A 19,649-nucleotide genomic window follows, 5' to 3' on the forward strand; every position below is an offset into this window, starting at 1 on the left:
CATGACGTACAGCGGAGAGGTGACGGTCGGCGGACCGGCGGACGTGCACGAGCTCAAGGACCTGATGATCACCAAGATCGCGGTCGGGCCGATGGACAACAACGCCTATCTGCTGCGCTGCCGCGCCACCGACGAGCAGTTGCTGATCGACGCGGCCAACGACGCGGAGACGCTCCTCGGCATGATCGGTGATGACGGCATCGCGTCCGTCGTCACCACGCATCAGCACGGCGACCACTGGCAGGCGCTGGCCGAGGTCGTCGCCGCGACCGGCGCCCGGACGTACGCGGGCCGCGAGGACGCCCCCGGCATCCCGGTCACCACCGATGTCCCGGTCGGCGACGGCGACGTGATCCGGGTCGGCCGCGTCGAGCTGACCGCCCGCCATCTGGTCGGCCACACCCCGGGCTCCATCGCCCTGGTCTACGACGACCCGCACGGCCATCCGCACGTCTTCACCGGGGACTGCCTCTTCCCCGGCGGTGTCGGCAACACGCGCAAGGACCCGAAGGCCTTCGCCAGTCTGATCCACGACGTCGAGACGAAGATCTTCGGCGAGCTGCCGGACGAGACCTGGGTGTACCCGGGGCACGGCAACGACACCACCCTGGGCACGGAACGCCCGCACCTGCCGGAGTGGCACGCGCGCGGGTGGTGAGTTCCGGGGGGCGCCGGTTGTGAACGCAGGGCGCGCAGGCCCATCGCGCGCCCCGTGTGAAGAGTTCACACGCGCCGGTCTCCGGCGCACGCTCCCCGCGCACGCCGTCGCGCGGTCAACTGGTGGCAGCCCCGCACAGGATGACGGCTCCTGCGCGGTACGGGCCGCCGGTCATCATTCCCCGCCCTCGGCCGGCGGCCCCGGCGTGTCCGCCCCCGCGCGCGCAGCGTTCACAAGACCGCAACACCCGTTCCCACTATGCGGACAAACACCCGCTTGACGTGGACAAACGCGGCGTTCGCTGTCACTCTCCCGCCATGCACCCTGCCCCGAGCGCACTGCGCCGCGCTGCCGCCGCTGCCACCATAGCCCTGCTCGCCACCGCCGTCGGCTGCGCTCCGCAACCGGACGACAAGGCGTCCGGCGGGTCCTCCTCGTCGGCCGGAACCACCTGCGCCAAGGGCAAGTTGGCCACCCAGACCTCCGGCAAGCTGACGATCGCGACGGACGAACCGGCCTACGAGCCGTGGTTCAAGGACGACAAGCCGGCCAACGGCGAGGGCTTCGAGTCGGCGGTCGCGTACGCCGTGGCGAAGCAACTGGGGTACGACAAGAGCGCGGTCGTCTGGCAGAGCGTGCCGTTCAACAAGGCGTTCGCGCCCGGCGTGAAGACCTTCGACTTCGACATCAACCAGGTGTCCATCAGCACCGAGCGCAAGAAGGCCGTGGACTTCTCGTCCGGCTACTACGACGTGCGTCAGGCCGTCGTCGCGCTCAAGGGCAGCAAGGCCGCCAAGGCGACGGGCATCGCGGATCTGAAGGGTCTCAAGCTGGGTGCCCAGGTCGGCACGACCAGCCTCGACTACATCAGCGACGTGGTGAAGCCGTCGCAGGAGGCGGCCGCGTTCTCCAAGAACGACCAGGCCATCTCGGCGCTCAAGAACGGCCAGGTGGACGCGATCGTCGTCGACCTGCCGACGGCCTTCTACGTCACCGCGGCCCAGGTGACGGACGCCAGGATCGTCGGCCAGTTCGAGAACCAGGGCGGCACGCCCGAGCAGTTCGGACTCGTGCTGGACAAGGGCAGCGGCCTCACGTCCTGCGTGACGTCGGCCGTGGACGCCCTGCGCAAGGACGGCACGCTGGCCAAGCTGGAGAAGCAGTGGCTGTCCGACGCCGTCGACGCTCCGGTGCTCAAGTGACGGTCACCAAGGACGAGTCCGGCCAGGAGGGCGCGGACGACAAGGGCGACATGCCGGCCGGTGCCCCCGTGGGCGCCGACGGTTACACCCCCTCCGGGCGGCGGCTGGAGCGGGAGCGCTACCGGCGTGCCCGCGCCCGTCGCGCGACCGCGATCGCCGCGCTGTCGACCCTGGTCACGGCAGTCGTCCTCTACCTGGTCGTGGTCAGCGCGCCGGGCTGGGAGCGCACCAAGGAGACCTTCTTCGACGGGCAGTACGCGCGCGAGGCGTTCCCCAAGGTCCTCGAAGGCCTGTGGCTCAACGTCCGGCTGCTGCTGATCTGCGGCGTAGTGGTGCTCGTCCTGGGCATGCTGATCGCCATCGCCCGTACGCTGCCGGGGCCCGTCTTCTTCCCCCTGCGCGCGCTGGCGGCGGCCTACACGGACTTCTTCCGCGGTCTGCCGCTGATCATCAACCTGATGATCGTGGTCTTCGGGGTGCCCGCACTGCGCCTCCAGGGTGTGACCGTCGACCCCGTGCTGCTGGGCGGTGCGGCGCTGACGCTGACGTACTCCGCCTACGTCGCCGAGGTGTTCCGCGCCGGCATCGAGTCGGTGCACCCCTCGCAGCGCGCCGCGGCCCGCTCGCTCGGGCTGACCAACCGGCAGGCGCTGCGGTACGTGGTGCTCCCCCAGGCCGTGCGCCGTCAGGTCCCGCCGCTGCTGAACGACCTGGTGTCACTGCAGAAGGACACGGGGCTCGTCTCCATCGGCGGCGCCATCGACGCGGTACGGGCGTCCGACATCATCGCCCAGCGCAGCCTGAACTACACGCCGTACATCGTCGCCGGGCTGGTCTTCGTGGCGTTGACCATCCCGATGACCCGCTTCACGGACTGGGTGACGGCCCGGATGGACCGGCAGCGGTCCCAGGGAGGAGCCATATGAGCGACGCGCCTGTGCTGCGCATGGAGTCCGTCCGCAAGACGTTCGGGGACTCGGTCGTGCTGCGGGACGTGGACCTTGAGGTAGCCCCGCACACGGTGACGGCGCTGATCGGCGCCTCCGGGTCCGGGAAGTCCACGTTGCTGCGCTGTGCCAACCTCCTGGAGGAGATCGACGACGGCGCGATCTGGCTGGACGGCGAGGAGATCACCGACCCGCGCGCCGACCGGGACGCGGTGCGCCGCCGTATCGGCGTGGTCTTCCAGGCCTACAACCTCTTCCCGCACATGACCGTGCTGGACAACATCACCCTGGCGCCGCGTCGGGTGCACGGCGTCTCCCGCGCGGAGGCCGAGGAGCGGGCCAGGGAGCTGCTCGAACGCCTCGGACTGGACGGCAAGGCCGGTGCCTATCCCGACCGGCTGAGCGGCGGTCAGCAACAGCGGGTGGCGATCGTGCGCGCCCTGGCGGTACGGCCCCGGCTGCTGCTGCTCGACGAGGTCACCGCCGCCCTCGACCCGGAACTGGTGGGCGAGGTGCTCACCGTGGTCCGTGGCCTCAAGGGCGAGGGGATGACCATGGTGCTGGCGACGCACGAGATGGGCTTCGCCCGGGACGTCGCCGACCAGGTCTGCTTCCTCGACGGCGGCGTCGTACTGGAACGCGGCACCGCCGAGCAGGTGTTCGGCGACCCGCAGCAGGAGCGCACCCGGCGCTTCCTGCGGCGGATCGTGGAGGCCGGCCGGCTCTGAGGCGCTACGCGTCCGCGGTGGCGGCGCCGACCAGTGCCGCCACCCGCTCCACGCCGAACACATAGCCCTGCACACCGCATCCGGCGATCACTCCGTCGGCGCGCAGGGAGACGTAGGAGTGGTGCCGGAACGACTCGCGCTTGTGGATGTTGGAGATGTGGACCTCCAGCACGGGCATGCCGTCACAGGTGTTGAGGGCGTCCAGGATCGCGACCGAGGTGTGCGAGTAGGCACCTGGGTTGATGACGATCCCGCAGTGGCCGAGGCGTGCCTCGTGGATCCAGTCGACCAGTTCGCCCTCGTGGTTGGACTGCCGGAAGTCCACGGTGCCGCCGTGCGCGGCCGCCGCCTTGGCGCACAGGGCCTCGATGTCCGCGAGGGTGTCGGAGCCGTAGATCTCGGGCTGGCGCTGGCCGAGCAGGTTCAGATTGGGCCCGTTGAGGATCATGATCGGGGCGTTGGCCAGGGTGCGGGGCACGATTCCTCCGGTCCGTGGGACAAACTCGGTGGGACATCCATGGGAAGGACGAACGGCCCGGGAGGACCGCTGCTCGCTCCGGTTTATCACGGTGCGCGGCGGCTCCTGTGAGGGCCGTCTCACCACCGCGCGCCCCCGTAACCCGTGATCACCCTGGGTAGTTGACGGAGCATGCTTGATGTACGCACCGTAAGGACCCCCTCGATGCTGCGGCTGGCGGCCGCCTCGCTCACCGGGACCGCGATCGAGTTCTACGACTTCTTCGTCTACGGGACGGCCGCGGCGCTCGTCCTGGGGCCGCTGTTCTTCCCGACGTTCTCACCCCTCGCGGGGACGCTGGCGGCGTTCGGGACGTTCGGCGTGGGGTTCGTGGCCCGGCCGCTGGGCTCGGTGCTGTTCGGGCACCTCGGGGACCGGCGCGGCCGGCGTCCGGTGCTGGTCGCGTCCCTGCTGCTGACGGGGGCGTCGACGGTCTCGGTCGGGTTCGTGCCGGCGTACGACAGGATCGGCATGGCCGCTCCCGTGCTGCTGCTGGTGCTGCGCTTTCTGCAGGGGCTGGGGCTCGGCGGGGAGTGGGGCGGGGCGGTGTTGCTGACCGCCGAGCACGCGCCCGCCGGACGGCGCGCCCTGTGGTCGAGCTTTCCGCAGATCGGTCCGGCCTTCGGCTTCCTCCTCGCCAACGGCGTGATGCTGGTCCTGTCGGCGACCCTGACGGACGCCCAGTTCGCGCAGTGGGGGTGGCGGGTGCCGTTCTGGGCGGCCGGGGCGCTGGCACTGAGCGGGCTGTGGCTGCGTTCGGCGCTCCCCGAGAGTCCGCAGTTCCTGGAGATCGAGGAGCCCGCGCGCATGCCGTTCGCCGAGGTCGTACGGCACCACTGGCGGCTGGTGCTGCTGACGGCGGGGGCGCTCGCGGTCGGGTACGCGGTGTTCTACGCGGTGACGACCTGGTCGCTGGCGTACGGAACGGAGCGGCTCGGGGTGAGCCGTACCGTCATGCTGACCTGCGTCATGGCCGCCGTCGTCGTGAAGGGGTCGCTCACGCCGGTGATGGCCCTGCTGGGCGACCGCTACGGGCGCCGGGCGCTGTGCCTGGTGGGATGCACGGCCTCGGCGCTGTGGATGTTCCCGATGGTCGCGCTGCTCGCGACCGGACAGCCGCTGCTGATGTTCCTCGGGTTCACCGGTGCCCTGATCGCCTTCATCACCATGTTCGCGGTGGTCGCCGCCTACCTGCCGGAGCTGTACGAGCCCAGGTTGCGCTGCACCGGTGCCGCCGTCGGCTACAACCTCGGCGGGGTCCTCGGCGGCGCGCTGACGCCGATCGTGGCGACGGCGCTGGCGGAGCACAGCGGGCGCGTTCCGTGGGCCGTAGGGGCGTATCTGACGGCGATCGCGCTGTTGAGCCTGGGCTGCTTCGCGCTGCTGCCGGAGACGCGTCCGGTGCCGGTGGCAGCGGTCGAGCCGGTCGCCGGGTGAGCAACTCCGGGGCCGCTACGGGTTGATCGCCAGTTCCAGGTAGGCGGCGAACAGCACCAGGTGGACGCCGCCCTGCAGCGGTGTGGCCCGGCCCGGCACCACGGTCAGGGAGCTGACCACCACGGTCAGTGCGAGCAGCAGCATGTGAGTGGCGCTCAGGCCGAGGACCAGGGGGCCGGAGAGCCAGACGGAGGCCAGGGCCACGGCCGGGATGGTCAGGCCGATGCTGGCCATGGCCGAGCCGAGGGCCAGGTTGAGACTGGTCTGCACGCGGTCCCGGCGGGCCGAGCGCAGGGCGGCGATGGTCTCGGGGAGCAGTACCAGCAGTGCGATGACCACGCCGACCACGGCCTGGTGCAGGCCGGCCGCCGCCACGCCGGACTCGATCGTCGGCGAGACGCCCTTGGCCAGTCCGACGACCCCGACGAGAGCGAGACCGAGCAGACCGAGGCTGATCCAGGCGGCCCGCGCGGACGGGACCGCGGCGTGGTCGTCGGCGGTGATCGGGTCGCCCTGCCGGGTGATCGGCAGGAAGTAGTCGCGGTGCCGCACGGTCTGGGTGGCGACGAAAAGGCCGTACAGGATCAGCGACGACAGGGCCGCGAACGTCAGTTGCACTCCGGAGAACTCCGGGCCCGGTTTGCTGGTGGTGAAGGTCGGCAGCACCAGGCTGAGCGTGGCCAGGGTGGCCACGGTCGCCAGGGCGGCGCCGGTGCCCTCGGGGTTGAAGACCGCCGTGCCGTGGCGGAGTGAGGCGACGAGGAGGCAGAGGCCGACGATGCCGTTGCAGGTGATCATCACGGCCGCGAAGACGGTGTCCCGGGCCAGGGTGGAACTCTTGTCGCCGCCGTCGACCATGAGGGTCACGATCAGGGCGACCTCGATGATCGTGACGGCGATGGCGAGGACCAGGGAGCCGAAGGGTTCGCCGACCCGGTGGGCCACGACCTCGGCGTGATGGACCGCGGCGAGGACCGATGCGGCGAGGACCACGGTGACCAGCGCGACGACCGCGCCGGGCAGGCTGCGACCCCAGGTGAACAGGAGCAGGACGACCGCGAGCACCGGCACGAGGAGCGTCCACTGGGTGGTGAGCGGCCTGAGCCGAATGATCATGCAGCGATGGTGGCAGAGGCGTAAGGGCTTCGCATTCCGGTCCTTTCGGCCTCCCGGGGGCCTGCCGTCGGCGCGGCGCGGCCCCCGGGACGTGCGGGTGCCGTCGGTCGGGCGGTTACGTGAAGTCGGTCAGGTCCACGACGTCACAGTCGGTGAACGACGGCGGCCGGGTGCACAGGGCGGCCATCTGCTCGGCGAACTTGCTCGTCTCTGGGTCGTCGCTGTTCTGCATGGCCTCCTCGTAGGAGTTGAACTCGATCACGCCGAGGTAGCGTCCCGGCCGGTTCCGGTCCCGGAGGATCAGGCGGCGGGTGGGGCTGTTCTCTCGGCCGGCGAGCCGGCTGCCCATCTCGTCGGCGAGGGCCTTCAGCTCGTCGATGCGGTCGGTCTCGAAGTCGATGATCTGGACGAATGTCACGGTTGCCTCCACCGGGCGGCGGCGTCCCCGGACCGGGGACGTTCCGCCACCCAACGAAGCATCCGGGGCGATGGGTCGGCAATGCGCTTCGCACCGCTGCGCGGGGTGGTTGTTCCTACGTCCGACGTGGTCAGACGTCGATGCTGTCCTTCGGAGCGCCTTCGCTCCCGGCCTGCGCCGCCTCGGCCGCCGCCTGCTTCCTGGACGCCCTGAGGCTGGTGATCGTGGTGACGATCAGGACCGCGCAGATCACGCCGAGCGAGACCGGGATGCTGATCTCCGGGACGTGGACGCCGGACTCGTGGAGCGCGTGCAGCACCAGCTTGACGCCGATGAAGCCGAGGATGATGGACAGGCCGTAGGAGAGGTGGACCAGCTTCTTCAGCAGTCCGCCGATGAGGAAGTACAGCTGCCGCAGGCCCATCAGCGCGAAGGCGTTGGCCGTGAAGACGATGTAGGGGTCCTGCGTCAGGCCGAAGATCGCGGGGATGGAGTCCAGCGCGAACAGGACGTCGGTCGTACCGATCGCAAGCATCACGACCAGCATCGGGGTCATGACCCGCTTGCCGTTCTGCTGGATCCACAGCTTGGTGCCGTGGTAGCGGTCGGCCACGCCGAACCTGCGCTCGGCGGCCTTGAGCAGCTTGTTCTCCTCGAACTCCTCTTCCTCCTGGTCGGCCCGCGCCTCCTGGATCAGCTTCCAGGCGGTCCAGACGAGGAAGGCCCCGAAGAGGTAGAAGACCCACGAGAAGCTGGCGAGGATCGCGGCGCCCGCGGCGATGAAGGCGGCCCGCAGCACCAGGGCTATGAGGACACCGACGAGCAGCACCCGCTGCTGGTACTGCGAGGGCACGGCGAACTTCGCCATGATCAGGACGAAGACGAAGAGGTTGTCGACGCTCAGCGACTTCTCGGTGATGAAGCCCGCGAAGAACTCGCCGGCGGGCTGGCCGCCGCCGAAGACGAGCAGGCCGAGGCCGAAGAGTCCGGCGAGGGCGATCCAGACGACGGTCCAGATTCCGGCTTCCTTGACGGACACGTCGTGCGGTTTGCGGCCGATGAAGAAGTCGACTGCGATCAGGGCGGCCAGCCCCAGGATGGTGAGGACCCACAGGGTCACGGATACATCCACTGTTGCCTCCGGTTAGTGAACGGCAAAGATTCGGCGTTGCGCTACCGGAGGTCTCTTCCACCCGGGACGGGCCGACGCCCCGGGATCCGACCGGATCCGTATTGACGGGTACGCCGCAGCAGACAGGGAGTACTCCCCTCCGTACGGAAAACAGTACCCCAATCACCAAGGAAAGGTAAAGTGATTGGCAAAAGAAAGGCCAAGTCTCCTGGTCAGGATCCTTTACATGCGCTTGGTACGGGCTGTCGCGACCCGGATGAGCACCTGCTGGAGCACCTGGCTGCCGGGCGGCACGAGATCGGGCTCGTACGTCCAGGCATGCCCCACCCACGGGTCGGCCAGGTGATCGTCCGGTACCGGAGTGAGTCGCATCAGTGAACGCCAGAGCGGATCGAGCAACGGGCCGTAGGCGGCGGCGTCCTCACGATCGGCGACCAGCAGGAGATGGACGCCGACGTCAGGGCCCTCGTCCGCGAGATAGCGCAGCTGCGTGACGGCCCGGTCGTCGAAGCCGTGCGGGAAGTCGTGCACGACCAGCAGCTGCCGCGAGGTGTCCAGACCGGGCGGGAGCGCGTCGGACGCACCGCCGCGCACCGCCATCTGCACCAGGTCGACGCGCTCCGTGAGCCGCCCCAGCACACCCGCCACACCTGCGGCGCCCATCGCGGGCGGCGCGTCCAGCACACCGGCCCCGGTCAGCGGTGCGAACGCGGAGGCACCGGAACCCGCCGGATCGACGACCTGCACACCGAACTCCCCCGCCGGATGGACGGCGAGCAGCCGGGCCGCGAGCGCCACCGCCGTCTGCAGGGCGAGGTGCCGCAGCTCACCCGCATCCTCGAACGGGGTCGCGTCGGGCACGCCGCTGTCGATCCACAGGCCCCGCTCCAGGGGCAGCCGGACCAGCATCGGGATACGCAGCGGGGCGCTCTCCGGAAGGTGGAGGTCACCCAGCCGGACGGCCATCGGTGACTCCGCCGGCACCTGGTAGCCGTGCCAGACCGGGTTGTCCCAGCGTGCGTACGCAGGTGGCAGCGCGGGCTCGACGACCTCGGACTCGGCGGTGAGCTGGGCGAGGTCCCGGGCGAGCACCGCCTGTGCCTGGTCGACCAGCTGGGCGTGCCGGGCCTGGGCCGCCTCACGTGCGGCGTCGCCCGCCGAGCCCAGGCGGCTGCGCGGGTCGGACAGGACCTGGTCGAGTTCCTTCTCCATGCGCGACTCGGCGAAGTCGACAGCGCTGCGACAGGCGGCGGTGGAACGCGCCAGGTCCTCGAACATGCCCCAGACCTGGTTGTAGAGCCGCTCGTCCATGGACCAGCCGGCGGCGTCACCGGCGACCGGCGGCGGAGGTCCGTCCGCCGGGGCCGAAGCCTCGGGGGCCGGGGGCCGGGACGCCTGGCGGCGCTTCGGATGCGTGTAGTCGACGGGGCCCCCGGCGGAAGTGGCGGCCGCCGGGGCACCGGGTCCGCCGGAAGCCGGGGGCCTGGCGGCGTCGCCGGGCGTCGGCTCCGACTCGGCGGGCCCGTCGGAGGCCGCAGGTCGGCCGGCCGTGTCGCCGGGTGGCTGGACGCCGTAGGGAGACGCGGCTGCGGAAGCGGTGCCCGGCAGGTCCGGGCCGGTGACGGGGGCGGCCGTACGCCGGGAACGGTCGGTGTCCGCGGTGCGGGCCGGGACCGCGCGGGCCAGGCCGCGCGCCACCGCCTCCTCGATCCCGCGGGCGAGTTCGACGGCTCCGGGCAGGCCCTGATCGGCGAGGAGCCCTGTCAGGCCCTCCGCGTAGCCCTGGCCCACCGCGCGGATCTTCCAGGCGTCCCGGCGGCGGTAGAGCTCCAGGGCGACGACCGCCGACTCGGCGTCCAGGCCGGTGAGGGTGTAGCCGGCGACCTCGGTGCCGTCGAGGCCGGTGACCGCGGCACGCGGTGCGGCGAGCGCGCCGAAGCGGGGCGGACCACCCGGTGTGGCGGGCAGGGCGATCAGGACGCTGACCCGGTGCACGGCCGCGGGCATGGCGTCGAGGTCGACGGCGAGCCGGTGTTCGGCGGCCGCCTGCCGGGAGACCTCGATCCCTGGCAGGGTGGGCGCGCCCGGATGGGCAACCCCGTCGGCGCCCCGTACCCGGCCGCTCTCGTCCGCGAGGGTGGCCCCGGCCACGACCGGCACGTCGGCCGAGATCCGGATCTCGATCCGGTTCCGCGAGAGCGGGTGGTTCTGCCCGCGCACCAGCTCGGCCGCCATCGCCCACGTCCCCCTGTGTGTCGTGTCCTCTTGTGCCGTCGGGCCGGTGCTGAGCGCTCCGCCGGAAGCGCGGCGACATGCCGTCGGACGACTGCGGCGCCGTCGTGGCTGGTCGCGCCGTTCCTCCCCCGGTCTTCGGCCCGCGGGGTGCCCCCGGCGTTCCTTCGGGGTACTGCCCAGCCTCAGCGGACCAGGCCCGCGCCCTTTTGCGGCGGAGCGCTCAGAGGATCGGCAGGATCGAAGGCACCAGGTCCTGGAAGGTGCGGCCCTTGGCGGGGACGCCCAGGGCCGTCAGCGTCCAGCCGGATCCCGACCGGTGCACCTTCGCCATGATCTGGGCGGTGTACTCGCCGCCGCCGTCGAGCGTGTAGCGGGCGAGTTCCTGGCCGGTCGTCTCGTCGACCAGCCGGCAGAAGGCGTTCTGCACCTCCTGGAAGGTCTGGCCGGTGAAGGAGTTGACGGTGAAGATGATCTGGTCGACGTGGACCGGCACGCGCGCGAGGTCGACGAGGATGGCCTCGTCGTCGCCGCCCTGGCCCGCGCCGCCGACGAGGTTGTCGCCCGTGTGGCGGACCGAGCCGTCGTCACTCACCAGGTGCCGGAAGAACACGACGTCGACGGGCTGCTTGTCGGCGAACAGCACCGCCGAGGCGTCCAGGTCGATCTCCCGGGTGCGCGAGCCGAACAGCCCGCGGCGGGGCGCCGCCTTCCAACCAAGACCCATGCGGACCGCACTCAGGGAGCCGCCGTCCTTCTTCTCCAGGCTGATGGCCTGACCCTTGGTCATGTTGACGGTCACGGCTGTTTCCCCTCGTCGGATGTCCCCTGCTGCCGCGGAGTCCGCGGTTGACCAAAACCCTATGCAGCGCCGCTGACAGTGCCGAACCCCGGCCCGCGCTTTGTGTCGGTCTTGCAACACTTCGCGTACTTGCCGGGGCCCGACGGCGGATCAGGGGTCAGGCCAGGCCCGCCTCCCTCATCTGGCGCAGTTCCTTCTTCATCTCGGAGACCTCGTCACGCAGCCGGGCCGCGATCTCGAACTGCAGATCGGCGGCGGCGGCACGCATGCGCTCCGTCATCTCCTCGATCTGCTCGGCGAGTTCGGCAGCCGGGCGGTCGGTGGGCACCGCTTCCCTGACCTTGCCCTTGGCGGCCTTGCCTGCCTTCGCACCCTTGGCCGCCTTGTCGCCCAGGGAGGGAACGGGAGCCTTGGCCCCCTTGCCGTCCTTCAGCTTGCGATAGCCCGAGCCGAGCAGTTGCTCGGTGTCGACCTCTTCGCGGGCGATCTGGGCGACGATGTCGTTGATCTTCTTCCGGAGCGGCTGCGGGTCGATGCCGTTGGCCTTGTTGTACGCGACCTGCTTCTCCCGGCGCCGGTTGGTCTCGTCGATGGCCTTCTCCATCGCCGGGGTGATCTTGTCGGCGTACATGTGGACCTCGCCGGAGACGTTGCGCGCCGCACGGCCGATGGTCTGGATCAGCGAGGTGCCCGAGCGCAGGAAGCCCTCCTTGTCGGCGTCGAGGATCGCCACCAGGGACACCTCGGGCAGGTCGAGGCCCTCCCGGAGAAGGTTGATGCCGACCAGGACGTCGTACTCGCCGGAGCGCAGCTCGCGCAGCAGCTCGACGCGGCGCAGAGTGTCGACGTCGCTGTGCAGGTAGCGCACCTGGATGCCGAGCTCCAGGAAGTAGTCGGTGAGGTCCTCGGCCATCTTCTTGGTGAGCGTGGTGACCAGGACGCGCTCGTCCTTCTCGGTGCGCTTGCGGATCTCGTGCACCAGGTCGTCGATCTGGCCCTCGGTGGGCTTGACGACGACCTCGGGGTCGACGAGGCCGGTGGGGCGGATGATCTGCTCGACGACGCCGTCCCCGCGGGAGAGCTCGTACGCGCCGGGGGTCGCCGACAGATACACGGCCTGCCCGATCCGCTCCTGGAACTCCTCCCACTTCAGCGGGCGGTTGTCCAGCGCGGAGGGCAGCCGGAAGCCGTGGTCGACCAGAGTGCGCTTGCGGGAGGCGTCGCCCTCGTACATGGCGCCGATCTGCGGCACGGTGACATGCGACTCGTCGATGACGAGGAGGAAGTCGTCCGGGAAGTAGTCGAGCAGGGTGTTCGGCGGGGAGCCGGGCAGGCGGCCGTCGAAGTGCATCGAGTAGTTCTCCACACCGGAGCAGGAGCCGATCTGGCGGAGCATCTCGATGTCGTACGTGGTACGCATGCGCAGCCGCTGGGCCTCCAGGAGCTTGCCCTGCTTCTCCAGTTCGGCCAGGCGCTCCCCCAGCTCCTTCTCGATGTCGTTGACGGCCCGCTCCAGGCGCTCGGGGCCCGCGACGTAGTGGGAAGCCGGAAAGACGTAGAGCTGCCGGTCTTCGCTGATGATCTCGCCGGTGAGCGGGTGCAGGGTGGACAGCGCCTCGATCTCGTCGCCGAACATCTCGATGCGGACGGCGAGCTCCTCGTAGACCGGGAAGATCTCGATGGTGTCGCCGCGGACGCGGAAGGTGCCGCGGGCGAACGCCAGGTCGTTGCGCGTGTACTGGATGTCCACGAAGCGGCGCAGCAGGTCGTCGCGGTCGATCTCGTCGCCGACCCGCAGCGGGACCATGCGGTCGACGTACTCCTGCGGGGTACCGAGGCCGTAGATGCAGGAGACCGAGGCGACCACGATCACGTCGCGGCGCGTGAGCAGCGAGTTGGTGGCGGAGTGGCGCAGCCGCTCGACCTCCTCGTTGATCGAGGAGTCCTTCTCGATGTAGGTGTCCGACTGCGGGACGTACGCCTCGGGCTGGTAGTAGTCGTAGTACGAGACGAAGTATTCGACCGCGTTGTTCGGGAGAAGCTCGCGGAACTCGTTGGCCAGCTGGGCGGCCAGTGTCTTGTTCGGCGCCATCACCAGGGTGGGGCGCTGGAGCTTCTCGATCATCCACGCGGTGGTGGCGGACTTGCCGGTGCCGGTCGCGCCGAGGAGGACGACGTCCTTTTCACCGGCCTCGATGCGCCTGGCCAGGTCGGCGATGGCCGCCGGCTGGTCGCCGCTGGGCTGGTACGGGCTGACGACCTCGAAGGGCGCCACCGTGCGTTCGATGTGGGAAACGGGCCGCATGGGTTCCACCGTACGACCCCGCACTGACAACCGGTTCTGATCAGCGATTCTGCGGTGTGCGGGCGCTGTGGTGACTCTGCTGGCGGCCGACGCGGAGCTGCGGGCGGCGGCTCGGGTGGTGGGTGATCTCGTCGGCCGGGACGCCCGGCTTGTGCGCCACGCGGAGCTGGTCGGGCCTGCCCGTGACCATCAGCGGGTCGAAGATCACGACGACGGCGGCCAGGCAGAGGAAGGCCAGCGGGCCGATCAGCATGGGGGCGAGCAGCGAGGCGGGAGAGTCACCCGGGGACGTCACGCCGGCGCTGTGCAGGTGGACGGAGAGGGCGGCCATGCCGGTGTAGTGCATGCCGCTGACGGCGAGCCCCATGACGAGGCTCGCGCCGACGCTCCACAGGAAGCCGCGGACCTGCCCGGCCGCCCACAGGGCCGAGGTGGCGGCGACGACTCCTATCACCACCGACGCGGCCACCATGGCCGTGTTGTACTGCAGGGTTCCGTTGAGGCGCAGCCCGGCCATGCCCAGGTAGTGCATCGAGGCGATGCCCAGACCGGTGATCGTGCCGCCCGTGAAGAGCGCGGTTCCGGTGGCGCCCCGGTAGCCGACTATGAAGATCCCGACGCCCACCATGACGATGGCGAGGCCGAGGCTCGCGTAGGTGAGGGGCTTGTCGTAGTGGATCGGCGTCTCCTTGACGCTGAACCCCATCATGGCGACGAAGTGCATGGTCCATATGCCGGAACCGATCGCCGCCGAGCCCAGGGCGAGCCAGGCGGGACGCCAGGAGTGAGCCACCAGCATCGCCCGGGTCGTGCAGCGCAGCCCGAGGGCGCCACCGAGGCAGGCCATCAGATAGGCCACCAGCGGGGTGACGACCCCGTAACTGAATCCGTCGACCGTGCCTTGCATGCGCGGCTGCCCTTCACCCTTTGCGTCCCGGAATATGTGCAATACGCCCCCGTCCCAGGACCGCCCGAGCGGTCAGGGTTGACGCAGAGAGTATGACCCGCACCGGAATGGTCGAACGATTTTCCGGCAAAGAAACACGCCCTTGCCGCAGTTGTGCGGCAACGGTGAGCGGGCTTGGGCGACTCCATCCGATCTGTGGTCGTCCCGCACCCGCGAGCTGTTGACTCCCTGCTGTCACTCTTGTGCTGTCCGTATTCGCTCGACGTGAGGAGTGCGCATGCACGCGCGCGCAGTCGCCGCCACGGCCACCGCGCTGCTGGGAACGGCAGCCCTGCTGAGCCCCGTCCCCGCCGCCCGGGCGGGTGACGCCGCCGAACCCACGGTGCTCGCGCACCGGGGCGCCTCCGCCTACGCCCCCGAGAACACGCCGGCCGCCATCGACAAGGCCGCCGCACTGGGCTTCACCTGGGTCGAGAACGACGTCCAGCGCACCAGGGACGGCCGGCTCGTCGTCATCCACGACGACAGCCTTCGGCGCACCACCGACGTCGCACAGGTCTTCCCCGGCCGGGCGCCCTGGAAGGTGAAGGACTTCACCGCGGCCGAGGTCGCCCGGCTGGACGCGGGCAGCTGGTTCGCCCCCGCGTACCGGGGCACGCGGGTGCCGACGCTTGCGCAGTACATGCGCCGGGTCGAGCACAACCACGAGAAGCTGCTCCTGGAGATCAAGAACCCTGAGCTGTACCCCGGCATCGAGCAGCAGGTCCTTAAGCTGCTGGGCAGCGAGGGCTGGCTGGACCGCCGGCATCTGGACCGGCTCGTCGTGCAGAGCTTCAGCGCGGACAGCCTGCGCACCGTGCACGCTCTCCGGCCCGCCGTGACGACCGGCTACCTCGGCACACCGTCCGTGGCGTCCCTGCGGCGCTACGCGGGCTTCGTGGACCTGATCAACCCCTCGGTGGACTCGGTCTCCGGCGGCTATGTACGGAACGTGCACGCGCTCAAGGGGCCGCACGGCCGGCCGCTGCGCGTCTTCACCTGGACGGTGAACGACGCGGTCACCACCTGGAAGGCCGTCGGCTACGGCGTGGACGGGATCATCACCAACAAGCCGGACGTGGTGCGGGCCGCGCTGTGCGCGAGCTGACCCGGGCCGGGGCGACGGGCATTGTCAGTGGCGGGCCGTACGGTGGGGGACATGGACAGCGAAGGGCAGTACGGGCAGCGGGTGGTGTGGGCCGTCGTGGGCACCGACATCGGTCCGCTGCTGCTCGCGGTGACCGGCAGCGGCCTGGTCAACGTGGTGTTCCACGCCACCGAGGCGGTGCGGGAGCGGACGCTGGAGCGGCTGGCGGCCCGGCTGGGCGCCGAGCCCGTCGAGGATCCCGCGGAGCCGGTGCTCGCCGAGGCGATATCCCAGCTGCGGGCGTACTTCGCGGGCCGGCGGCAGGACTTCGACCTGCCGCTGGACTGGTCGCTGATCTCCGGCTTCAACCGGCAGGTGCTCCGCGAACTGGCCGCCGGTGTCCCGTACGGCACGGTGGTCGGGTACGGCGACCTGGCGGGGCGCGTCGGGCAGCCCGGCGGGGCGCAGGCGGTCGGCGCGGCGATGGGCGCCAATCCGCTGCCGGTCGTCGTGCCCTGTCACCGGGTGGTGGAGAGCGACGGCGGGATCGGCGGGTTCGGGGGCGGTCTGGAGACCAAGCGGAAGCTGCTCGCCCTGGAGGGCGTGCTGCCCGAGCCGCTGTTCTGAGGCGCGGCCACCGGGCCCTGATCGTGCGGCGCCCCGCCGGTTGCGGTCAGCCGTAGTGCCGTGCCTCGACGACGTTGCCGTCGGGGTCCCTGAAGTAGAAGTTGCGCGGGGCGGTGCCGCGGGCGCCGAAGGAGTCGTGTCCGATGCCGGTCATGGGTACGGCGTGCTCGGCGAGGCGGGCGTGCAGGGCGTCGAAGGCGTCGGACGGCAGGGACAGACAGACGTGGTTGACGGGGTGGCCCGCGCTGCCGGCTGCGCCGGGAAGGGCCGGCATGCGTTCGGCGAGGGTGCGCGGCGCGAGGTCGATGATGGTCTCCTCGTTGACGCGTACCGAAGGGAAGGGCACCTCTCCCGCGGTGAACTCGGCGACCCGCAGCGGCTCCAGACCGAGCATGCGCTCGTAGAAGCCGGCCGCGGCGGCCGGGTCGGCGACCCAGAGGACGACATGGTCCAGACGTACCGGGTGATTCGTCATACCGCCCAGGCTGGTGGCGTCCCCCACAGGCCGCAAGCGTTTAGCCGGGTACGGCCCCCGCCAGAGATGAGGGAAGACCGACGGACAGGAGGCAGGCGTGGTGCTGGTGGTGTCGGAAGAGGTCAGGGAGGCGCTCGGCGCGGGTCGCGCGGTGGTCGCCTTGGAGTCCACGATCATCGCGCACGGGCTGCCGCGCCCGCGCAACCTCCAGGTGGCACTGGAGCTGGAGGACACGGTACGGCGTGCGGGCGCGGTGCCCGCCACCATCGCCGTGCTGGACGGGCGGCCTCATGTCGGTCTGGACAAGGACCAGTTGGAGCGGATCGCCAACGAGGACGGGATCCGCAAGCTGGGCCACCGCGACCTGCCGCTCGCCGTGGCCGCGGGGGCGAGCGGGGCGACCACCGTGTCGGCGACGGCGCAGCTGGCGGCACTGGCCGGCCTCCGGGTGTTCGCGACGGGCGGTCTCGGCGGGGTGCACCGTGAGTGGACGGCGACCCAGGACGAGTCCGCCGACCTGGGTCTGCTGGCACGCACCCGGATCACGGTGGTGTGCGCGGGCGTGAAGTCGATCCTCGACGTGCCGGCGACCCTCCAGCGTCTGGAGACCCTGGGTGTGGCCGTCGCGGGCTACGGCACGGACCGCTTCCCCGGCTTCTACCTGTCCGACTCCGGGCATCCGGTCGACTGGACGCTGCGGACCCCGGAGCAGGTCGCAGACGTGATGCGGGCGCAGGACGCGCTGGACGCGGCGGACTCGGCGCTGATCGTCGCCAACCCCGTCCCGGAGGCGGAGCAGCTCGACCCCGCGCTGCACGCGCGTGTGCTCGCCGACGCGCTGCACGCGTGCGAGGCGGACGGGATCGCCGGCCAGGCGGTCACGCCGTTCCTGCTCGACTATCTGGTCCGGCACACGGACGGCGCCTCGCTGGAGGCCAACCTGGCGGCGGTGCGCGGCAATGTCGGGCTGGCGGCGCGGATCGCCTCGGCGTGGGCCAGGGGGTGACGACCGAGCGGGCAGCGACGGGCGGGGCAGCGTCACCCGATGGGGAGGCGTCACCCGGTGGGGAGGCGATGCCGCGCGGGGAGGCGGCGGGCGGGGCGCTGCTGGTCGTCGGGGACGTCGTCACCGATGTGGTCGCGCGGTACCGGGGGCCGCTCGCGGTCGGCACGGACACGGCCGCCGTGATCCGGACCCTGCCGGGCGGGGCGGGCGCCAATGTGGCCTGCTGGGCGGCGCACGCGGGCTGTGCGGACGTACGGCTGCTGGGGCGGGTGGGTGCGGACTCGGCACGGTGGCACGAGCGGGAGCTGGCCGCCGCCGGGGTGCGGCCCCGGCTCGTGGTGGACCCCGAGGCCGCGACAGGGACGGTGATCTGCCTGGTCGACAACGGCGCCTCGGCCGAGCGGACCTTCCTCACCGACAGCGGGGCGTCCCTGCGGCTGGAGCCCGCCGACTGGTCGGACGCGCTGCTCGACGGGGTGGCCCGGCTGCACCTCTCCGGCTATCTGCTGTTCTCCGAGACGAGCCGGGCCCTGGTGGCGACGGCCCTGGCGGCGGCCCGCGCGCGTGGCGTGCCGGTGAGCCTGGACCCGGCGTCGGCCGGGTTCCTCGTGGCACTGGGCGTGGACCGCTTTCTGGCGCTCGTCGAGGGGGTCGACGTCCTGCTGCCGAGCCGGGACGAGGCCTGTCTGCTGACGGGGCTGCCCGATCCGGCGGACGCCGCGGCCAAGCTGAGCCGCCAGGTGCCGCTGGTGGTGGCCAAGGCGGGGGCGGACGGCGCGCTGGTGGCCCGAGCGGGCGGCGTCCTCGCACGTGTCCCGGCCTCGTCGGCGACGCCCCGGGACACCACGGGCGCCGGTGACGCCTTCACCGGGGCGTTCCTCGCCGCGCTGGTCGCCGGCGCGGACGCCCGGGAGGCGGCGGCGCAGGGTTGCCGGGCGGGCGCGCGGGCGGTGGAACGCGTGGGCGCGAGACCGCCCGCCCGCGGCTGATGCAGGCACCGCGCCCCCGCCACGGGCGGCGGGCCTACGCCTTGCGGCCCCACGCGGAGATCATCGGGGCCGTGGCGAGGTCCATGCTGCCCGTGGCCACGTTGGCCAGGTGCTGGTCGATGTCCTCGTCGGTGGCGAGGCCCGCCGCGACGAGCCGACCCCGGATCTGCTGGACGGTGGCGGTCTCCAGCGCGGTGCAGGCGGGCGAGGCGACGGGGAAGTAGGCGTCGGCCGCCACGTCGTGCAGCCCGGCCTCGCGGAGCAGCCGCGGCAGCTTGCGGCCGTACGACAGGTCGGCGCCGCGTTCGGCGAGGAGCCTGCGGAAGCCCTGGCGCAGGCGGTTGGCGAGCTGCTGTTCGGGGCCGTACTCGTAGGGGCAGGTGAGGGGCTGGAGGGCTGGGTCGGCGTCCTCGATCAGCAGTCGTCCGCCGGGGCGCAGGGCCTTGATCATGGAACGCAACGCCCGTTCCCGGTCCGGCACATGGACCAGGACGAGCCGGGCGTGCACCAGGTCGAAGCCCTCCCCCGGCGGCTCCTCGGCGCCGACGTCGTGGGTGCGGACCTCGACGGGTGGGCGGGCGGCCGTGGCGAGCAGAGAGGTGTCGATGTCGGTGGCGACGACCCGGCCCGTCGGCCCGACCTTCCCGGCCAGCCAGGACACCACGGAGGTGCCGCCGGCGCCGACCTCCCAGCAGCGCCAGCCCGGTCCGAGACCGAACGCGTCGAGGTGGCGGAAGGTGGTCGGGTCGAAGAGGTCCGCGAAGGCGTCGAAGCGCTGTCCGGCCTCGCTCTGGCGGTTGTCGAGGAGATACCCGTCGGCCTGTGTCATGAAGCGATGATTTCAGTTGCCCGGCACGCGGCTCGGGAACAGGACCTGGAACGCGAGTCGAGAATCCGGCTCGGGAAGGCGGCTCGGCAACACGGCTCGGCAACACGGGTCGCGAATCCGGTTGTCCACAGGCGGGAACCAACCGGAACTCGCCGTTCCCACAGGCTTACCCGTGTCTCACACCGGGCTGGCAGAC

General features: G+C 71.2%; 19 protein-coding genes. 9 read left to right on the top strand and 10 right to left on the bottom strand.

The annotated features are described in order from the left end of the window. Nucleotide 1 precedes the first annotated feature (1 nt). From ACIQVL_RS01000 to ACIQVL_RS01015, 4 genes are all read left to right on the top strand, one after another. Entirely contained in the window at nt 2-658 is a 657-nt protein-coding gene (locus ACIQVL_RS01000; RefSeq protein WP_403435160.1) for an MBL fold metallo-hydrolase, read from the top strand. 317 nt (nt 659-975) lie between these two features. Further along, on the top strand, nt 976-1,860 hold the full coding sequence (locus ACIQVL_RS01005) for an ABC transporter substrate-binding protein (protein ID WP_403435158.1): 885 nt from the start codon (nt 976-978) through the stop codon (nt 1,858-1,860). Then, a complete protein-coding gene (locus ACIQVL_RS01010; protein ID WP_403473931.1) occupies nt 1,857-2,786 on the top strand; it encodes an amino acid ABC transporter permease in 930 nt (309 codons plus the stop codon). The genes ACIQVL_RS01005 and ACIQVL_RS01010 overlap by 4 nt, the downstream gene beginning before the upstream one ends. Continuing rightward, the gene (locus tag ACIQVL_RS01015) at nt 2,783-3,535 is read left to right on the top strand and encodes an amino acid ABC transporter ATP-binding protein (RefSeq protein ID WP_403473932.1); all 753 of its coding nucleotides are present in this window, start codon (nt 2,783-2,785) and stop codon (nt 3,533-3,535) included. Before ACIQVL_RS01010 ends, ACIQVL_RS01015 begins: the two co-directional genes overlap by 4 nt. Before the next feature lie 4 nt (nt 3,536-3,539). Here the strand turns inward: ACIQVL_RS01015 and aroQ are convergent, their stop codons facing one another. Beyond that, nucleotides 3,540-4,013 carry a type II 3-dehydroquinate dehydratase gene (gene aroQ, locus ACIQVL_RS01020; protein ID WP_362581397.1) on the bottom strand — a complete coding sequence of 158 codons (474 nt, stop codon included), beginning with the start codon at nt 4,011-4,013 and terminating at the stop codon, nt 3,540-3,542. 204 nt (nt 4,014-4,217) lie between these two features. On the opposite strand from aroQ, the gene ACIQVL_RS01025 reads away from it, so the two are divergent. Further along, entirely contained in the window at nt 4,218-5,489 is a 1,272-nt protein-coding gene (locus ACIQVL_RS01025; protein ID WP_403435151.1) for an MFS transporter, read from the top strand. Nucleotides 5,490-5,504: 15 nt separating this feature from the next. On the opposite strand, the gene ACIQVL_RS01030 is transcribed toward ACIQVL_RS01025, so the two are convergent. From ACIQVL_RS01030 to ACIQVL_RS01060, 7 genes are all read right to left on the bottom strand, one after another. Continuing rightward, nucleotides 5,505-6,605, bottom strand: a complete 1,101-nt coding sequence (locus tag ACIQVL_RS01030; RefSeq protein WP_403435149.1) for a calcium:proton antiporter — start codon at nt 6,603-6,605, stop codon at nt 5,505-5,507. Between the two features lie 115 nt (nt 6,606-6,720). Next, nucleotides 6,721-7,023 (bottom strand): hypothetical protein, encoded by a 303-nt coding sequence (locus ACIQVL_RS01035; RefSeq protein ID WP_403435147.1) that lies wholly within the window; start codon nt 7,021-7,023, stop codon nt 6,721-6,723. A gap of 130 nt (nt 7,024-7,153) precedes the next feature. Continuing rightward, the gene (locus ACIQVL_RS01040; RefSeq protein ID WP_403473933.1) at nt 7,154-8,155 is read right to left on the bottom strand and encodes a TerC/Alx family metal homeostasis membrane protein; all 1,002 of its coding nucleotides are present in this window, start codon (nt 8,153-8,155) and stop codon (nt 7,154-7,156) included. 222 nt (nt 8,156-8,377) lie between these two features. Further along, on the bottom strand, nt 8,378-10,390 hold the full coding sequence (locus ACIQVL_RS01045; protein WP_403473934.1) for a TerD family protein: 2,013 nt from the start codon (nt 10,388-10,390) through the stop codon (nt 8,378-8,380). 220 nt (nt 10,391-10,610) lie between these two features. Continuing rightward, nucleotides 10,611-11,189: a TerD family protein gene (locus ACIQVL_RS01050; RefSeq protein WP_089100950.1), complete on the bottom strand. Its 579-nt coding sequence runs from the start codon at nt 11,187-11,189 to the stop codon at nt 10,611-10,613. A gap of 157 nt (nt 11,190-11,346) precedes the next feature. After that, on the bottom strand, nt 11,347-13,494 hold the full coding sequence (uvrB, locus tag ACIQVL_RS01055; RefSeq protein ID WP_403473935.1) for an excinuclease ABC subunit UvrB: 2,148 nt from the start codon (nt 13,492-13,494) through the stop codon (nt 11,347-11,349). 40 nt (nt 13,495-13,534) lie between these two features. Beyond that, nucleotides 13,535-14,401, bottom strand: a complete 867-nt coding sequence (locus tag ACIQVL_RS01060) for an MHYT domain-containing protein (RefSeq protein WP_403435139.1) — start codon at nt 14,399-14,401, stop codon at nt 13,535-13,537. Nucleotides 14,402-14,678: 277 nt separating this feature from the next. Between ACIQVL_RS01060 and ACIQVL_RS01065 the strand changes: the two genes are divergently transcribed. Beyond that, complete coding sequence (locus ACIQVL_RS01065) at nt 14,679-15,548, top strand: glycerophosphodiester phosphodiesterase (RefSeq protein WP_403473936.1); 870 nt, start codon at nt 14,679-14,681, stop codon at nt 15,546-15,548. 51 nt (nt 15,549-15,599) lie between these two features. Then, nucleotides 15,600-16,154 carry a methylated-DNA--[protein]-cysteine S-methyltransferase gene (locus ACIQVL_RS01070; RefSeq protein WP_403473937.1) on the top strand — a complete coding sequence of 185 codons (555 nt, stop codon included), beginning with the start codon at nt 15,600-15,602 and terminating at the stop codon, nt 16,152-16,154. Between the two features lie 46 nt (nt 16,155-16,200). Here the strand turns inward: ACIQVL_RS01070 and ACIQVL_RS01075 are convergent, their stop codons facing one another. Beyond that, the gene (locus ACIQVL_RS01075; RefSeq protein WP_403473938.1) at nt 16,201-16,629 is read right to left on the bottom strand and encodes a VOC family protein; all 429 of its coding nucleotides are present in this window, start codon (nt 16,627-16,629) and stop codon (nt 16,201-16,203) included. A 97-nt stretch (nt 16,630-16,726) separates the two neighbouring features. Between ACIQVL_RS01075 and ACIQVL_RS01080 the strand changes: the two genes are divergently transcribed. Continuing rightward, a complete protein-coding gene (locus ACIQVL_RS01080; protein WP_403473939.1) occupies nt 16,727-17,635 on the top strand; it encodes a pseudouridine-5'-phosphate glycosidase in 909 nt (302 codons plus the stop codon). 68 nt (nt 17,636-17,703) lie between these two features. Further along, a complete protein-coding gene (locus ACIQVL_RS01085) occupies nt 17,704-18,624 on the top strand; it encodes a carbohydrate kinase family protein (RefSeq protein WP_403473940.1) in 921 nt (306 codons plus the stop codon). 34 nt (nt 18,625-18,658) lie between these two features. On the opposite strand, the gene ACIQVL_RS01090 is transcribed toward ACIQVL_RS01085, so the two are convergent. Continuing rightward, nucleotides 18,659-19,453, bottom strand: a complete 795-nt coding sequence (locus ACIQVL_RS01090) for a methyltransferase domain-containing protein (RefSeq protein ID WP_403473941.1) — start codon at nt 19,451-19,453, stop codon at nt 18,659-18,661. Between the last annotated feature and the right edge of the window lie 196 nt (nt 19,454-19,649).

It is taken from the genome of Streptomyces sp. NPDC090499, assembly GCF_044769305.1.
Classification (GTDB): Bacteria; Actinomycetota; Actinomycetes; order Streptomycetales; family Streptomycetaceae; genus Streptomyces.

What these genes read in the sequence shown, in the direction of transcription:
- ACIQVL_RS01000 (WP_403435160.1), top strand. Translation starts at nt 2, where the DNA reads ATGACGTACAGCGGAGAGGTGACGGTCGGCGGACCGGCGGACGTGCAC.
- ACIQVL_RS01005 (WP_403435158.1), top strand. Translation starts at nt 976, where the DNA reads ATGCACCCTGCCCCGAGCGCACTGCGCCGCGCTGCCGCCGCTGCCACC.
- ACIQVL_RS01015 (WP_403473932.1), top strand. Translation starts at nt 2,783, where the DNA reads ATGAGCGACGCGCCTGTGCTGCGCATGGAGTCCGTCCGCAAGACGTTC.
- ACIQVL_RS01025 (WP_403435151.1), top strand. Translation starts at nt 4,218, where the DNA reads ATGCTGCGGCTGGCGGCCGCCTCGCTCACCGGGACCGCGATCGAGTTC.
- ACIQVL_RS01030 (WP_403435149.1), bottom strand. Translation starts at nt 6,605, where the DNA reads ATGATCATTCGGCTCAGGCCGCTCACCACCCAGTGGACGCTCCTCGTG.
- ACIQVL_RS01045 (WP_403473934.1), bottom strand. Translation starts at nt 10,390, where the DNA reads ATGGCGGCCGAGCTGGTGCGCGGGCAGAACCACCCGCTCTCGCGGAAC.
- uvrB (WP_403473935.1), bottom strand. Translation starts at nt 13,494, where the DNA reads ATGCGGCCCGTTTCCCACATCGAACGCACGGTGGCGCCCTTCGAGGTC.
- ACIQVL_RS01060 (WP_403435139.1), bottom strand. Translation starts at nt 14,401, where the DNA reads ATGCAAGGCACGGTCGACGGATTCAGTTACGGGGTCGTCACCCCGCTG.
- ACIQVL_RS01065 (WP_403473936.1), top strand. Translation starts at nt 14,679, where the DNA reads ATGCACGCGCGCGCAGTCGCCGCCACGGCCACCGCGCTGCTGGGAACG.
- ACIQVL_RS01070 (WP_403473937.1), top strand. Translation starts at nt 15,600, where the DNA reads ATGGACAGCGAAGGGCAGTACGGGCAGCGGGTGGTGTGGGCCGTCGTG.
- ACIQVL_RS01075 (WP_403473938.1), bottom strand. Translation starts at nt 16,629, where the DNA reads ATGACGAATCACCCGGTACGTCTGGACCATGTCGTCCTCTGGGTCGCC.
- ACIQVL_RS01085 (WP_403473940.1), top strand. Translation starts at nt 17,704, where the DNA reads ATGCCGCGCGGGGAGGCGGCGGGCGGGGCGCTGCTGGTCGTCGGGGAC.
- ACIQVL_RS01090 (WP_403473941.1), bottom strand. Translation starts at nt 19,453, where the DNA reads ATGACACAGGCCGACGGGTATCTCCTCGACAACCGCCAGAGCGAGGCC.